Source organism: Neobacillus sp. S1115, assembly GCF_055385565.1.
Window position 1 is genome coordinate 778,118 of sequence record NZ_AP038275.1, and the last position, 16,938, is coordinate 795,055.

The 16,938-nt window shown below is 37.0% G+C and carries 14 protein-coding genes; 9 read left to right on the top strand and 5 right to left on the bottom strand.

Annotation, left to right across the window (positions count from 1 at the left end; genetic code table 11):
• Positions 1-491 precede the first annotated feature (491 nt).
• The 4 genes from ACZ5B7_RS03725 to ACZ5B7_RS03740 form a co-directional block, all read right to left on the bottom strand.
• Positions 492-1,355 (bottom strand): SDR family oxidoreductase, encoded by an 864-nt coding sequence (locus ACZ5B7_RS03725; protein ID WP_464494430.1) that lies wholly within the window; start codon positions 1,353-1,355, stop codon positions 492-494.
• A 334-nt stretch (positions 1,356-1,689) separates the two neighbouring features.
• Positions 1,690-2,850: a Ger(x)C family spore germination protein gene (locus tag ACZ5B7_RS03730; RefSeq protein WP_464492698.1), complete on the bottom strand. Its 1,161-nt coding sequence runs from the start codon at positions 2,848-2,850 to the stop codon at positions 1,690-1,692.
• Positions 2,843-4,360 (bottom strand): spore germination protein, encoded by a 1,518-nt coding sequence (locus ACZ5B7_RS03735; RefSeq protein WP_464492699.1) that lies wholly within the window; start codon positions 4,358-4,360, stop codon positions 2,843-2,845. Before ACZ5B7_RS03735 ends, ACZ5B7_RS03730 begins: the two co-directional genes overlap by 8 nt.
• On the bottom strand, positions 4,357-5,439 hold the full coding sequence (locus ACZ5B7_RS03740; protein ID WP_464492700.1) for a GerAB/ArcD/ProY family transporter: 1,083 nt from the start codon (positions 5,437-5,439) through the stop codon (positions 4,357-4,359). Before ACZ5B7_RS03740 ends, ACZ5B7_RS03735 begins: the two co-directional genes overlap by 4 nt.
• Before the next feature lie 730 nt (positions 5,440-6,169).
• On the opposite strand from ACZ5B7_RS03740, the gene ACZ5B7_RS03745 reads away from it, so the two are divergent.
• The 7 genes from ACZ5B7_RS03745 (at position 6,170) to ACZ5B7_RS03775 (ending at position 12,005) form a co-directional block, all read left to right on the top strand.
• Positions 6,170-6,652: a DUF2975 domain-containing protein gene (locus tag ACZ5B7_RS03745; RefSeq protein ID WP_464492701.1), complete on the top strand. Its 483-nt coding sequence runs from the start codon at positions 6,170-6,172 to the stop codon at positions 6,650-6,652.
• A 507-nt stretch (positions 6,653-7,159) separates the two neighbouring features.
• The gene (locus ACZ5B7_RS03750) at positions 7,160-8,149 is read left to right on the top strand and encodes a DnaD domain protein (RefSeq protein ID WP_464492702.1); all 990 of its coding nucleotides are present in this window, start codon (positions 7,160-7,162) and stop codon (positions 8,147-8,149) included.
• Positions 8,146-9,408 (top strand): DnaB-like helicase C-terminal domain-containing protein, encoded by a 1,263-nt coding sequence (locus ACZ5B7_RS03755; protein ID WP_464492703.1) that lies wholly within the window; start codon positions 8,146-8,148, stop codon positions 9,406-9,408. Before ACZ5B7_RS03750 ends, ACZ5B7_RS03755 begins: the two co-directional genes overlap by 4 nt.
• A gap of 65 nt (positions 9,409-9,473) precedes the next feature.
• Positions 9,474-9,899, top strand: coding sequence for a hypothetical protein (locus tag ACZ5B7_RS03760; protein ID WP_464492704.1), 426 nt, complete (start codon positions 9,474-9,476; stop codon positions 9,897-9,899).
• Between the two features lie 732 nt (positions 9,900-10,631).
• A complete protein-coding gene (locus ACZ5B7_RS03765; protein ID WP_464492705.1) occupies positions 10,632-11,300 on the top strand; it encodes a hypothetical protein in 669 nt (222 codons plus the stop codon).
• Positions 11,301-11,325: 25 nt separating this feature from the next.
• Positions 11,326-11,574 (top strand): hypothetical protein, encoded by a 249-nt coding sequence (locus ACZ5B7_RS03770; protein ID WP_464492706.1) that lies wholly within the window; start codon positions 11,326-11,328, stop codon positions 11,572-11,574.
• On the top strand, positions 11,574-12,005 hold the full coding sequence (locus ACZ5B7_RS03775) for a protein-export chaperone SecB (protein ID WP_464492707.1): 432 nt from the start codon (positions 11,574-11,576) through the stop codon (positions 12,003-12,005). The genes ACZ5B7_RS03770 and ACZ5B7_RS03775 overlap by 1 nt, the downstream gene beginning before the upstream one ends.
• 147 nt (positions 12,006-12,152) lie before the next feature.
• Here the strand turns inward: ACZ5B7_RS03775 and ACZ5B7_RS03780 are convergent, their stop codons facing one another.
• On the bottom strand, positions 12,153-12,599 hold the full coding sequence (locus tag ACZ5B7_RS03780) for a hypothetical protein (protein WP_464492708.1): 447 nt from the start codon (positions 12,597-12,599) through the stop codon (positions 12,153-12,155).
• A gap of 226 nt (positions 12,600-12,825) precedes the next feature.
• On the opposite strand from ACZ5B7_RS03780, the gene ACZ5B7_RS03785 reads away from it, so the two are divergent.
• Positions 12,826-14,304, top strand: a complete 1,479-nt coding sequence (locus tag ACZ5B7_RS03785) for an ATP-binding protein (protein ID WP_464492709.1) — start codon at positions 12,826-12,828, stop codon at positions 14,302-14,304.
• Entirely contained in the window at positions 14,291-16,930 is a 2,640-nt protein-coding gene (locus ACZ5B7_RS03790; protein WP_464492710.1) for a Z1 domain-containing protein, read from the top strand. Before ACZ5B7_RS03785 ends, ACZ5B7_RS03790 begins: the two co-directional genes overlap by 14 nt.
• Positions 16,931-16,938 lie beyond the last annotated feature (8 nt).

The following is a 16,938-nucleotide window of genomic DNA, read 5'->3' on the forward strand; positions in this document are numbered from 1 at the left end:
AAAATCATTTACGATATTTATTTTGCAAATTCACAAACGAATCAAAGCAAAATTAAAAGGATTGACCCTAGTACAATAGAGAGTTCAATCCTCACTATCTGCTTAAAATATTTGTCTAACTTTTTGGGTTCATTTCACGTCCAAGGGTTTTTAGTTTGTATACTTTCTAAAATCCTATCGAAAAGGCACGGATGGAGTTAACATATGTTCAGGAATAGGCTGGGAAGAATACGCTGAGAATGAGGGTGATAGTGGAAATGGTAGTGATGATAGTACCCCATTCCATAAGATTGGTATCCGTATCCCATATGCGTTCCGTAGTAAGGATATGGCATATATCCTGTTCCATAATGATGAAACATATACTCTCATGTCTGGATTCAAGTTTTCACTTTTCATACTATGACTTATATCTAGGAAAAGCTTGTTTTTATTCAATTAGGTGATTACCTATTAATTAAACAGCATATAATTTTCTTCTTTAGAAATATTTAACCGTTTACAATTTCCCCACCATTCACGTGTAGAATTTGCCCAGATATGTAGGATGCATCATCGGAGGCTAAGAATACATAAGCAGGTGCCACTTCAAACGGTTGACCGGCTCGCTTCATGGGAACATTGTCCCCAAATGTGGCAATCTGTTCAGGAGGTAAGGAAGATGGAATTAATGGAGTCCAAATTGGTCCTGGAGCCACACCATTGACTCGAATCCCTTGAGATGCCAGTGACAATGACAGCGAACGTGTAAATGAAACAATGGCTCCTTTTGATGCCGAATAATCAATAGAGTCGTTATTTCCTAGATAGGCACTAATAGATGTTGTATTTATTATGGAGCTACCTGATTTCATGTATGGCAGAGCAGCTTTCGTTACAATAAACTGCGAAAAAACATTTGTGTGAAAAGTATTTGCTCGTTGATTCGAATCTATATCGAGTAGACTGTTCCTTACGTAAAGTACACCTGCATTATTCACCAAAATGTCAATACGACCAAAATGGTGAATCGTTCGCATTACAGCTTCTTGGCGGGGCTGCTCATACCCAATATCACCTGGAATGATAATGCAACGACCGCCGTACTTTTCGACATAGAACTTCGTTTCTTCTGCATCACTGTGTTCATTCAGATATGAGATTGAAATGTCTGCACCTTCTTTCGCAAATGCGACAGCTACAGCTCTCCCAATTCCACTATCCCCACCAGTTATGAGTGCTACTTTATTCATTAGTTTACCGGCTGGTTTGTATTTGGGGTTATCAAATATAGGTCTAGGTGTCATTAATGATTCAATACCAGGTTTATTTTGTTGCTGAGGCGGGAATCCCATTACATACACTCCTCTCGGCATTTTCCTATAGAATGAAATTAAATTTTTGATATAAGTTATGATTATCATTTGGGGAATATACCCTTTAATAATGAGAATAAACAGAGGAAGGGAGGAGGAACTTCTTCAAGAAGGAGAAATAAACGGGATCTAAGGTAAATAATTAAGGAATTCAAACAGGGAACGTAAAATTGTGAAGAATTGCACTTAAACTAAAGGGTGCGATTGCTCAATAAGGGGTTGCAAGTGCATCTTCTTCTTACTTATTGAACCAACGAAGCAGATTACTTCGATACATCCCTGATTTGTAAAAAAAAGTGGCCACAAATTAAAATTTGTGAACCACTCTAAATCATCAATCATTGAATGGATTTTCTATGTTAATATTTGATCTGCCTGAATCCAATAAATTCACTTTTACATGATTTATGACAAGTGCATTTTCCTTTAAAGGGAGTGTTCCATTTTTTAGAAGTTTATGCCATTCCCTTGGAAAATGTCGATATGCTTCTTCATTGAGATTAAATAAATCCACATCTTTTTTTAAACCTTCTTCCCATGTTTTGTAGATCTCTTTCTTTATAGTATTCTCAGCTTGTTCACAAATGTACTTTTCTGTTAAGCCTTTTCTCATTTCGATTACACTACCGGAAATAGATAGGCTTGTCTGAAACGTTATTTTTCCTGCTTGTAACACAGGAGTAATTTTAGGTCTTGGATTTTCCAATATTAGGACAGCAACTGGTTCACCTTTTAAATAGATAATACATGGAGTTCTACTTGTTTGATTATCTAACCAACGAAGTCCCGGAATGTCTATTTTAGGAAACCGACCGGCCCATTTCCCTTCCTTTAATACACTTATTCCCTCAATTTCAATGGAAGGATGACTCTTTTTTTGATCCCTCCATTTGTCTTTCCTAATCTTGAGATTGGGAATAAGAGGTGTGGCACCGGGTTCATATAACATGGAAAAGAATTGATTGAAACGAATCGGTGCAATATATGAACTCTGTCTATACACATCACGAGGGTCACTGAGTAATGAATATACGGGTGAGTTTTCTAGAATGGGCGAAGTTAACAAAAGTTCTTTTAACGAATTTCGGGTAGAAAATACCCATACGTTAAGCCTAACTTCATTGTAACGGGTGATTAAATCTCCGATATTTTCCACTCCATGTTTTAGTAAGGCTTCACTAAAAACTATTGAATTTAAGTGACCCCAATAAAGCCTGCGTTGGGAGCTAGAGTATAAGTTTTGAATAGCGGATTCGATGGTTTTTCCAGCCCCTATTCCCACCCAAGCCCCACTTTGTTCACTTCCACCACCACCTTCTTTTTTTGCCAAGGTTTCAAAATTTAAGACTTGGGCATATACCACATATTGATTATCAGTATAGTCAATTCCTAACGAATGGACATAGAATAAATGTTCAATCTCCCGCATGTTCCAACAACCTGTTAATAAAAACGGCGTCAATATCGAAAGTAACATAATTTTGATTTTATTCATTATTCCCTCTCCGTGTCTTATCCACAGGGTTAAGTATACGTGCACGTTGCCTTAAGTACTTAACCGGAGGTCTTAATAAAGCTGGTAGAAGGTCTCCAAATGTTACAGGAGATATTGGAGCTAAATAAGAAATACCAAAGGATCGCAAGTTCGAAAGGTAAATAACAACAAGACTTACCGAAAGAATGAATCCAAATACGCCCATGACGGAAGATAGGAGAAGAATTCCAATCCGAATTATGGTAATAACTCCAATTAGTGATTGGTTAACCAAAGTAAAGTTAGCGACGGCTGTGATGGAAACGATGACAATCATAGATGGACTAGTTAGTCCTGCTCGTATGGCAGCATCGCCGATAATAAGCCCGCCCACCACAGAAAGGGTCTGCCCAATTGCGTTGGGTAACCGCACCCCAGCTTCCCGGAATAATTCGAATAAAAGTAGCATTAAAAAAGCCTCAATTGGGGTTGGAAGTGGAACCCCTTTTCTAGAGACTGATATTGTAGCAAGTAAAGACAAAGGGAGTTGATCGGGATGATAGGTACAAATTGCGATATAAAAACCCGGAAGAAATAATGCAATTGCTAGGCCAGCTAACCGAAAAAGTCGTTCAAAAGATACGAATAAATAATGTAGATGAATATCTTCAGGAGACTTAAGTAAAGAAAAAAGATTCATGGGAGCAATAATAGCTGTTGGCAATCCATCCATTAGAATAACAAAACGCCCACGCAATAGAGAAGCAACAACGTAATCCGGTCGTCCTGTATGGTCATAAAGCGGGAAAAGGGATGTTGGTTTCTCACTGATTAGCTCAATTAATTCTTGACTGCTATAAACTGCATCCATGTCTATTTTCGTAATCCTCTTTTTGACCTCTTCAATGACACTTGGTTGTACGATATCCTTTATAAACAACAAGCCTATCTTGGTTTGACTCCTTTTGCCTATGATAAATTGTTGGTATGATAGCGAACTGGTTTTTAACCTTTTTCGAACCAACGCAACGTTCATGTTCAACGCCTCTACAAATCCATCCTTTGGCCCTATAATAGACACTTCAAGACTAGATTCCTCTGGATTGCGTTGGGGAGGATTTGTTATATCAATGGAATAAGCTGCTTCTAATCCATCGAAAAACAATACTAATTGTCCACTAAACACATTCGTTGTTATTTGGTCAAACTCCATCACTTTACTGATAGAAGCTATTTGCAAAGCTGATAACAGCTGCTTTTCACAAAATGTTTCCAGATGAACTTTATGAAAAAAATATTGTAATTGCGGAATGATTGTCTGGTTAAGTTGCTTTGTATCAGATAATCCTTCACAATAGACCAATAAAACAGATACTTCGATTTGGTCATTTTGAAACTCTTTTTTTTCAATTTTCACATCGGCACAGTTATCAAATAATTGGTGCAGGATTTTTACATTTCCTTCCGTATGTTTTTCAACGGTCATGGACTCCCCGTTTGTCTTATTGACAAGAAACTTTTGCTGGCTCAATCAGATACCTCTTTTCTTCTGGAAATAAAGACGAGTAGACCAAGCAGTATTACGAGTACCAAGCTAAATATTAAAGTAAATGGGAGATAGATACTTCTTAATAATTCCATAAACTTCATATCACTAATCGGGATTAGGGAAATTCCGATAAGAAGGGTGTAGATGGAAAGCAACAAACCTATTCGCTTAGGTTGACTTTGAATGTTAAACATTTCGGGAATCAAAAACATAGCTAATGAAATCCGAATAAAAGATCCAACCAACCACTGATAAATTGAAAGAAAATCAACATGTTCAAGAAAATGTCCGAAGGTCACAAGTCGCCATTCTTCATATGCCGGGAAGCGTAGTCTAGATGCACCAATTGGGCCGAATTCTGCAATAGCAGCTGTTAATGGACTAAGCGTTAAATTAATGAGAATAAACCCTGTAATGAAAAAAGGAAGAAGACCAATTTTTCTTTTTAAATGATGCTGCATTAAAATGAACAAAAAAAATCCGCTGAATCCAGATCCTGCATATTCCATGCCTTTTATTACAGTGGGAAAGCCTTTTTCAAGCATTGGAGTAAGCAAAGCATAGTCTTTGTTTGCGAAATTAGCAATCATAACAAAAAAGCCTAATAGGACGACGAAAGGTAACAGAATGCCATTGGTTATTGCAATAGAACGTATCCCTGAAAGGGAAGAATAGTAAGAAACGATACAAAAAAATAAGACAATAACCAAAATAGGGGTTTTCGGCATATACGAGACCTTGGCCCAATAGGATACATCCCTTAATGTCATTGCAGACATCATTAGCATTTCCAAGACGATCCATAGGATAATAAATGTTGCTATGAACTTTCCCAATCGTATTGATAACCAGTCGTAAAGGTGTTGAGGATAGATTCCCTTTATGATGTAGTAAATCAATGGAATCAAAAGAAACAAAATACCACCACTTAATAGAACCGATATCCATGCATCCCTTCCAGCTGTTCGGAGAAGAATGGGAATAATAATAACGTGATCCAATATGCCTATTGACGTAACAATTAACATACATGCCTGTAAAACGGTGATTGAATTATTCATTTTATTTTAAAACTCCGCAAGAATATTTGTAATTCAGATTTATTCTTACCAGATTTAACCGATTTAATTTCTTTTTTTTTTCATGTTCTTTCTTCAAACTGATAAAAGTTGATGTTCTCCTAACGAACCGACATTCACATAAATGGTGGATGCCGGTTTTTAAAGTTGAATTTCGGCAGCTTTTCTTAATTGAGATAAAATAATGATGACATAGAATCGAGAGCAGAAAACAATATCTCACAAAAAAATGAGGATGAAGAAAGTGAACATTAAAATTGAAATACGATACAAAGCTTATAGCAAGGGTTAGGTTAAAAGATGGCGACATCGTTACAATTGAAATTGAGAAACTGGGCAGTTTATCCAATACATTTCGATCAGAAAAAAATTCGGTGTCAATAAATGAAAGTAAAGTAGTGGTCAGAACTAATTAAGTTTTAAAATAAGGAGGAAAACCACGCCCTTATCGTAATTGATATGGGCGTGGTTTTTTATATTCAGAATAAAAGATGCATTTATTAAAAAGTTCTGTTTTGATGAACAAGTTGTAAATTTAACATTTTAAAGTAAGAGCATTTCTTTGTAATGAGAAATGCTTTTTATTTCTGTTTAAAGTTAAAAGGAAATTTCAATAAAAATAATAATACAATAAAAAACAATAATAATTTATTGATAAACGATATATAATATGTTAAATTCGTATTGTCATTAAATAAGTGAGGTGTTTTAATTGAATGTTAAACGAGGTTCTACCACTTTCTTAGAGGTTATTATTTTTCTGGTTGGAATTGCAGTGCTTGCCGTGTGTATATATTTTTTGCCTGAAGCAGCCAGAAGAGATGCAATAGAACGCCCAGGTGATTATTCGCTATATCCACTTTTGGTAAGTGCATATGGAATATGTATTACGTTTTCTGCAGCGTTGTATCAAATATTTAAACTTTTAACCTATGTCGAAAAGAATAATGCTTTTTCTGAGTTATCTCTTCAATCTTTAAAGGTAATTAAAAAATGCACTTTTACTGTCATTTTCTTCATTTTTTTAGCAATAGTTTATTTAAGGGTGCGTGTTCAATTCACAGGTGATGATGCAGCAGGTCCAATATCTCTAGGTCTAATGGGCATCTTGGCAACAAGTATCATTGCAGCCATTGTTGACGTACTTCAAAAACCTATAAAGAATTTCTTGGATTCACAGCCAAAAAACAATTAACAGTTTGAAATATACGAGAGGTGTTTTTTATGAAGGTAGCAACCACATTATTTTTGAACCTAAAAGATACTCAATAAAAATAGACAACAAATTAATTTAGTAAACCATCTAATAGTAAAGCAAGTTTCAATGTTAACTATGACTTAATTAACGTAAAAATGGCGTGCCAAAACTGTTGTCAGTTCACACGCCATTTTTGTTGTCAATTATATAATGTGCACCTCAAAACGGAACGGTTTATCCTCTCATAAGGATTAGGGTGTCAGGCTGAGTATAAAACATCCCCACCTTATAACTGGTGCCTAGTCACTCCCTGGATTTTGCCGAATTCATCGACATTATCCGGGGAGTGACTAGGCCTTTTTTTGTGCCCATTTATGCTCCGTTAGGACAGGTATTGTCACAAAATATCCACCTTTCTATAGAAACCACCCTATCCGTTTCCTACACAAAACCATAAATAAAGAATGAATAGAGTTTTCCAATAAACAAGGATGGTGGTTAAGGATGGCAAAGTATCGAATGGTGCGAACTGAATTTTGGGAAAATCCCGTTGTGGAAGAAATGACCCCGGAGGAGAAGTATTTTTACCTCTATCTGCTGACAAATTCGAAAACAACTCAAATTGGCATCTATCGAATCACGAAGAAGCAAATGGCTTTTCATTTGGGCTATTCGATGGAGACTGTTCATTCGTTAATGGAACGATTTGCCGAGCAGCATCAGTTGATTCGCTACAATCCGGAAACAAGAGAACTGGCGATTAAATACTGGGGGGAATATAACCTGCATAAAGGCGGGAAACCGATCATGGACTGTATAACCGCCGAGCTAAAAGAGGTCCAGGACCGCTCGCTTATTTCGTATGTTTCGGAAGGCATTACTAATCTTGGAATTAGCAGCCTATACGAATCTTTTAGTGGACAAGATGAATTGCTTTTTGGCAACAAGGACAGTGAATGCGAGGAACAGGATACATATACCGATACGGAAGACGAAGAGTTTAACGATACGTCAACGTGCCGTGAGACGATACGTGGGCAAAAAGAAAAAGAAAATAAAAAAGAAAAACAAAAACAAAAAATAGCTTCTCAGCCAGATATTGAGAATGCTCCAGATTTAGAGAATCTGACAAAACCAGAAGATGTGAATGAAATTATCGAGTTTTGGGACACAAATGGTTTTGGCTTTACGAACGTGATGGCGAAGCAGCAGCTGTTAGCGTGGTTAGAGGATTCTAGCTTTTTACAGCCGAAAGAGATGATTCTAAAAGCCATGGAGATTGCCTGTGCGAATAACAAGCGAAGGCTCAACTATATAGTTGCGATTCTTAGAAACTGGGAAAATGAATCGTTACTGACCGTAGCAGATGTTGATGCCCATCAGGCACCCCAACAGGCAGTACCAATGTCAAGAAAATCAACTGAAATCGTTCGTACCGGAAGAGATATTCCAAGCGGATTCCAACTTGATCTAACGGCAGGTGAAGAGGAATGAGTATGGCGGAAAAAGCGTTCTTAGGCAGTTTGATGAAGGCGGAGTACTTACTAACGGATACTGTGATTCAGCCAGAGCAGCTAGAAAGCGTAAGGCATAAAGAAATCATGCGAAAAATGGTGGAGTTCAAACGTGCCGGTAAGAATCTTGATTTGATTACTTTTTCAACCCTGCCCGACCTCGAATCAGTAGGGGGAATGTCCTATCTTTCAGAGCTGTTGTCCTATGCAGACATCGAGAAATTTGATGGAACGGAAAAGCTCATTCTTGAGTCGTGGAAGGAGCGGGAAAAGAGGAACATCTTGAATGTTGCCGCCATGAATGACTGGGAGATTGCGAAGGTCGTGAGGGAGTTGGATAAAATCAACCAATTAAAGCTCGAGGATCACACTTCGTTACAACAAGCGTTGGCCAACATCTATGAGGCACCCTGGGAAGATCAATTACGCCTGAAAAGTGTCACAACGGGTATCAAACAGCTCGACGACATGACGGGAGGCTTTCAGGGCGGGGAAGTCACGATTCTAGCGGCCAGACCATCCATGGGAAAAACCGACGTGATGCTTCATTTTGCCAAAATGGCCGGTTGGGCTGGGTATCTGCCACTCGTATTTTCCTTAGAAATGCCCGAGAAACTGATTACCAAACGATTGATTGCTTCGACAGGGGGCTTTAACCGTTCGAAAATGAGGAATCCGAAAAGAATGCTCAGTCAACATCAAAAGGATAAATGGTCCGATGTGATTGGTGATCTCACGGAAACCAATATGCAAATTTTTGATGGGGCTGGACAAACGATTGCAGAGATGAGAGCGAAAACGAGAAAGCTGATGAATCAATTTCCCGGCAAGAGACCGATCCTATTTATCGATTACTTAACACTGATCCAATCTAGTCAATCTTACGGAGGGAATTCCCACCAACAAGTAACGGAAATTTCAAAATCTCTCAAAACGATGGCGAAGGACTTTGATTGCCCCGTCATCTGTTTAGCGCAGCTAAATCGATCAGTGGAATCAAGGGCCAATAAACGACCGATGATGTCTGACATTCGGGAATCGGGAAGTGTGGAGCAGGATGCCGATGTCATTTTGTTCCTCTACCGCGAAGCCTATTATGACAAGGATTCTCAAGATCATTCCCTTGAAATCATTGTCTCGAAAAATCGAAATGGCCAAGTTGGAACCATCGCCGTAAATTACAACGAGTATACGGGAGCGATTGATGAAAAAAAGGAACCGGATCAACCCCTTGTATAGCTGTCCAGCGGTCATTAAGGAAGAAGCCCGCGGACTATATTATAAAAATAATGAGGTGTAATCACATGTTGGTGAAAGAGTTTTACGAAGATAGTTTCCTTTATGAAGAATCCACTTTGGCTCATTACATCTACCATTTACTAGCGGAACGGAAAATTTCCTTAGAGGACGACATTTCTAAATTAGACGCAGTTCAAGCAGATAACCAGAAAGTAGCGGAATTGATCCGAAAGAATGTATTAGGCATTCAGAAGGTTCGCGTCTTCTCACTAAAGATGAACAAGAAGGACTTTCTATTCATCTTTGCCAGCAGTCCACAAGAGGCAACTCAATTCTTTACCGAAATCTTTCAGCAAAGCCCATTAAACTGTCACGAATATCCACTAGAATTCGAGTTTGAGAGAGGAAAAGAGGTGGTTAGCTTTCGGGAGATGAGGAAGGATTTTGAGAGTTTTCCAGCCATAGCGGGCCGGTTTAAGAGGGCGAGATGAAGTGGGAGGGGGAAATAAAAACACATTTGAAATATTGAGATCTCCTGGTCAAAGAAGAGGCACGGATAATAACTTGGGAATACTGGACGAGCTGGATCACTGAGTGAATCGTCTTCAGAATTATTGATATTATGGAGAAAATTGAGGTTTCACATGCAGTTAAAGAATGTCGGCTAAAAATAACTTTAACCCAAACGTTGTCTTTAGACAACGTATCCTAGCTGTGAACTGTTTGAAGATGCTTACCCTAAATTTATAAAATCGCTTGGTCGGGAAAAATTAACGAAAATATTGATGCTCAGATATGGGTTAATAATTTTGCTGATCAAATTGCAGTAACTTGCAGTCGGGTATTAGGTAAGAAATATTAATAAAGTACATTTCTTATTTTGAAGGTAAGAATATGAAATTCTTGTAAGTGAAAAGTTTTGTATATATGATACGGTGAACCGTATCACAAGTGATGGTAAAGCAAAAATATACACTGTTAATAAATAAATCTATTCTTAATAAAATATTAAAGCAGTAATATTTATTAGTGGAAGGGCTTGGCTTATAAATAAAAACCTAGCCTTTCCTTCTTTTCGACAAAAGTAAGTATTTCTATATGTATTACTTGAAAATGGAAAAAAAAACAATTATTCTTGAGATAGTACATAAAAACTTAATTTTCTTCAATAATAAGCAGGGAATTAATTGCCTTAAAAGAATAATTAATAATAAGGGGTTCTAATGTATAGTGAAACATTGTATCATGGTTCAAATAGAGTTAGAGGTCAAGAGATAATAGATAATCAAAGAATGGTAGCATCACAGGGGGAGAATCATTGGCTAGGTGATGGAAGCTATTTCTTTGTTGAAGATTTTCATGCATATAAATGGATAGCTGATATGTTTGAAGATAGATACGAAAAATTTAGATTAAATTATGAAAATCTAATACGTTATTATTTAATACTTTCAGGTAATGTAAATATAAACAAGAATAAGGTATTTGATCTAACGAAAACTGAACATAAAGTTCTCTTTGACCGCGTATATAAAGAAATAAAAGGTAAAAGGCAAATTGATGATGAAATTGCTGAAGGTATAGTTATTAACTACATGTTTAATGAATTAGCGTATATTGAAGATTTTGACATTGTAAGGGCAATTTTTACAATGAATAAACGGAAATATTTTAGGATAAAAACAAGAATTGGATATATGCCTCAAGAGCAGATATGTATAAAGAATCTTGATGTTGTCAAGGATATAGTTGAGTATGACTTTAAGGAAAGATTAGACACATTTGGGATAATAATGAGTGATTATTACTTTGAGGATAACACTTCTGGGAATACATCATACAATAATTCCAGAGGTTTTAACCATATAATAAGAAAGAAAAAAAGCAGTTGATTTTCTTCTTTTAGGAGGAATTAAAATGGATTTAAATGAAAAATTAAAAAAAATTGAAGAGCACTTTCAAAAAATAACTAAAGAAGAATTAGAAAAAAATTTAATTAAGGCTGGTCTAGGCAGAATTCAACCAAGTAGTTATTCTCATATGAAAATGATTACTGAAGAGGATTTAGCAGCTGAAAAAAATAATTATATTTATGTTCCCAAGAAGGCAAATTACCAGTTCGAGGATTACCCTACAACAGTCTATTCAAAATATGAGGTAGCATAATGAATGAAAGTATTAACAGTGGATTAAAATTTATTAACTATAATGTTAATGATATAGAATTTCATATTAACGAAGATTTTGTTGATAGACCATTAAATGTAAAATTTAATATTGATAGATATGTAGAATATCTTGAAGATGAAGAAAATACTATGTTAGTTACGTTAGTGGTAAATATTTTTGATGATCCCAAGGAAAATAACTTCCCTTTTTCATTTATGGTAAATGTGACGGGAATTTTTGAACTCGAAAACGTTCACCTCGAAAACAGAGTCACATTTGCTGAGGTTAATGGGGTGGCAATTTTATTCCCTTACATAAGAGCTCTAATCACAAGTTTTACAGCAAATGCAAATGTACCACCATTAATTTTGCCACCAATAAATGTTGTTAGTCTAATTGAAAAACAGGAAAATAAATTTACTCAGTAAGTAAAATAATGAAATATAGACTTTGCTAAAGATTAAAAACTGTTTTATAAAACAAGCAATTTTTCAATTGCTTGTTTTTATTTATGCTTATTTTTTTAGCATGATCAATGGAAATACTTTATATGAATTTGATGAATCATTTGTAATTTATTTTACAAGATAATTTATTGAATGTGGTAGGACTTCATCATCCTCTATTTCCAGGGTATAGATATCGTCGACAATCCAATTATATTTTTCTAAAAGCACTCTTTGGTTTTTTAATTTCTCCTCATCCTCCTTGCTCCCATGGACTTCAATAGCATGCTTCACTCCATTGTGCAAAACAGCTATATCAATGAACCTGTTTTCAGTTTCTGTGAAGAAACCAACCTCCAAAGCAATTTCAAATTCTATATTTAACTTAGACAATTGATTTTTTAACTTACAGAACAAATACATAGCTTGTATGGTTGGATTTGGTAAATATGTCCACTTCTCATTGCTGAATTTGGAAAAAGTGGATGCATAGATTCGGGTTATCTTGTCATGAAACCATTGCTCAACTTCCTGAACCCACTCTTTCCACTCTTCTTCGAAAGCACTTTCGTGCATATCCCCCCACCTTTGTTACCACATCACAACCTAGAATTAAGGGGTGACTAGAAACTCGACCTAGGTTGTGTAATAGACAGTGGATCATTTAAGGTGGTTGTGTTTTTTAGTTATTCTCCAGTTATATTAAATGTTTAAAAATATGGTATCAACATCTATTCCTTTTGCAAATTTTGTAATTTGTTATAATTATTATAGGACTATCGTAAGGAATGGAGTTTTAATAATGAACGTAATTAAAACAGAACCGTCAGCGGCACCAGTAATACATGCCCTAAGATCCATCGGCTACAACCCAAGCACTGCGGTAGCTGACCTAGCAGATAACAGTCTGGATGCAAAGGCATCCGTGATTAATATAAATTTTGAATACAATGAATCAGACGGCATGATAACGATAACCGACAACGGAACCGGCATGAACGAAGAGATGCTGCAAACAGCCATGAACATCGGATCAAAAGATCCGCGGGCTAAAAGAGGCGCTAATGAGCTCGGAAGATTCGGAATGGGTTTAAAGACGGCATCCTTCTCGCTTGGTAAACGTTTAAGTGTCCTAACCAAATTTGAAGGCGTTTACCATGAACGATGCTGGGATTTGGACCACGTTTCAGAATGCAACGAATGGCAGCTTTTCACTTCTATTCCCGAAGAAGTTAAACAGAAAATGGGAACAATAGAAGGAAATAGCGGTACGATAGTCTGCATAGACAAATTGGATCGTTTTATGGGATACGGAGGAAAGCGTACATTAAAAGAAGCCAGCTTTTTTAATAAGGTTTCAAGGATAAATAAGCATTTGGAATTTGTTTTTCATTCCATTTTAGAAAAAGGCAATGTCCAAATGTTTATTAACGGGAAGGAAATAATCCCTTGGGATCCCTTTATGAGATACCATGAGCATACAATCGAAGGCGAAATGCAAGTTCTGAGAATTAACGAAAACAGAATAAAAGTTCAATATTTTATTCTGCCCCATGCTTCTCACTTAACTGAACCTGAGTACAAAAAAGCAGGCGGTTATAAGGGCTGGAGAGATCATCAAGGGTTTTACATCTACCGGGAGAATCGCCTATTGCATTATGGCGATTGGATGGGGTTATTCCCGAAGGATGCTTCTGCACAGCTTGCAAGGGTACGAATTGATCTGCCGAATGCAGCGGATTCCGATTGGCAGGTAGATATAAAAAAGTCTGGAATCAATCTTCCTGAAGAAGCCAAAAGACGACTTGAGGCTATCTCAGCAATTGCTCGGAAGGTATCAAAGGAAATATTCTATTTCCGAACTCAAAGCACAAAGCCAGGACAAACATTTAAAGGCAGTTTGAACACGTGGGAACAGTCTGGAAGAGAAGATGGACCGCAATTTATCTTGAATCGAAATCATCCCATTTTAGCTGAGCTATTTAAAAAAATGGATGATGAAGCTGCGAAGCTACTTAATTTATATCTTAAGTTTGTCCAATTGGGTTCGCCGAGCAACATTATAGATTCACCAAAAGTACCGGAAGAAATTATTCAAGAGGTTTCTGACGCTCAAAAAGAGCTTGTCATTCAGTTTGCCTCGACTTTATTAAAAATAAATGTTGCTGGGGATGAAGAACAGCTTCTGAATATGTTGATTACACAGCCAGCATTTGACGGCATTAATAGAGCAACCCTCAAGAAGATTGTAATGGAGGCCGGTTTAATTGACTTTAATTGATAAAAAAACGCTTTTTGAACAAACGTTTTCTACTAACTTTTATTCTTTAAAAGCATTTTACAGTACTCAGCAAGAAGCTGCAGAAAAGGCACTTGAATTAGCAAGGATGATTGTCTCAAGCTCAGGCGGCATCGATGAAAATACTTTTGAGATCTGGTCAATGCAAATGTTTAAGAAATATAAAATTGGCCAAGAAATTCCAAAAGTATATAGTATGCATGGAAGTATCAGCAAAAACTGGTACAGCCCTGAAATGGTATCTAACGGCTTTTTTTGGACAAGATACCGCCAATTTTTGACTCAAATTAAAGGCTGGCCAATGGAATCAGTTGAGGCTATCGATGATACAACCAATGAAATCATGAAATCCCTTGGCAATCCTAAATCCATGGAGCCGTTTGATAAACGCGGAATAGTCCTGGGGTTTGTTCAGTCCGGTAAAACGGCCAACTTTACAGGATTAATTAATAAAGCATACGATGTGGGATATAAATTAGTAATTGTACTTTCGGGCATTCACAATGACTTAAGAGCTCAGACGCAGATCAGATTAAATCAAGAAGTTATTGGGAACATGATGGATAAGGAAGGCAAGGCGTTAGGGGTTGCCCGTATTTATCCTAATACTCAAGAACATATTATCTCCTCTTGGACTACAGTAGAAAATGATATTAGTTCGCAGCATGGGGGGACCAGCAATTTAAATTACCCTACATTAATGGTAGTAAAGAAAAATAAAACAGTCTTAGAATCTTTACGTGATCAGCTGATTCACCATCGGGACTTATATAATTTGGATATCCCTGTTTTAATTGTGGATGATGAAGCAGACCAGGCTTCCGTTGACACTTCTGACCCAGTCAAGAATGAGGATCCTAAAACGATTAACAAACTGATAAGACAAATATTAGAGGTTTTCAATCGGAAGGCTTATGCGGGTTATACGGCAACGCCGTTTGCCAATCTCCTTATAAATACTGAAGCAAGGACAGCTGAAGAGGGACTAGACCTTTATCCGAAAGACTTCTTGGTGGGGCTTCCAAAACCAAAGGATTATTGCGGTCCAGAGGAGTTTTTTAATGTCTATGAAGACCCGTCGTATAAGAAGCCAAGTTTGATCCGTCATCTAAGAGAAGAAGATATTGAGATATTTACTACCATAAAGAAAAAAACGGATGCGGATAAGTTTGAAGAGGTTCCTCCTCAAATGCGTGAGGCCATATTAGCATTTTTACTTACCATAGCCATTAGGAATCTAAGGGGCCAACGGAAAACCCATAATTCTATGCTAATCCACACTTCACGATTCAAAGATGTACAGTCCAATGTAAAGGATGAAGTGGCAAGGACTTTCGAGGCGATCTCACATCAGATTCAATATAATCCGAAAAGTAACGTTCTTGAAGAAATAAAAGCTCTTTACGAACAAGATTTCATGCCTACGACGGAGAATTGGCCGGAAGATATTAAAATATACAGCTGGGAAGAGGTTTATGAGGAACTTAAAGCAGCAGCTAGTATTTTACAGGTTTTTGAAATTAACGGAAACAGCAAAGATGCCTTGGATTACCATCAATATAAAGAGGATGGCCTGAATGTCATTGCGGTCGGGGGAGATAAATTATCCCGCGGTCTGACACTTGAAGGGTTGAGCATTACCTATTACTTCAGAAACACTCTCATGTATGACACGCTTATGCAGATGGGACGCTGGTTTGGATATAGAAAAGGATATATGGATTTATGCAGAATTTACACTTCTGAAGAAATAGCTTCGAACTTTGAGCATTTGGCCATCGCTATGGTCGAGTTAAGGGAGGAATTCGACCGGCTCGCACAAATGGGCAAAACTCCTATGGAATATGCGGTGAAAATGTTAAGCCATCCAACCATGACCTTAACAAGCCCGCTAAAAATGAAAAATGCTATTTCATCAACAATTATCTATGAAGGGACCTTGCAGCAGACTAGGATATTCGGACATAGCGAACAGTTTTATAAAACAAATATGGAGGCTACAGAAAAGCTGGTTGAAAGTCTTGATTTAGAAAAAACAAAGATTGGCAAGGGAAAGACCGGTTATTATGTAGCATCCGATGTAAAAGCAGACATTGTTAAAGAATTTCTCAGCGATTATGAGACTAGAGGGAATAAGGCTGATTCCGGTTTAATGAAGAATTATATTCAATTTGCCAACGATAAAGGGGAATTAACAAATTGGACTGTTGCTATTGTTGAAGGGGATCCGACAGGTGCTGGTCCATTCCCGGTATATATAGGAGGTTTATTTTTAGAATCGGCAGTCGGACGGGCAATAGACATGAAACCAACGGGCAATAAGGAACAGGATGTAGATATAAAGGCAATTGTAGCTCCTAATCAGGAGTTTGTTGATATCGACCAGGAAAAACTCAAAGATAAGAAGGATAAGAAGGATAAACGTAAATTGCGTCCAAGAGAAAATGGGATGCTGTTAATCTACCCATTGAACCCAGATGTCCCTGTCTTTAAGAACTTGAATGTCCCATTTTCGGAAAAACTTGTCCCAATCGGTATAGCCATTTCTTTCCCTTATTCCGATTTAGACGAAACTGATGTTTACCAGGTAAATAAGACTGTCCAATAACTGATTAA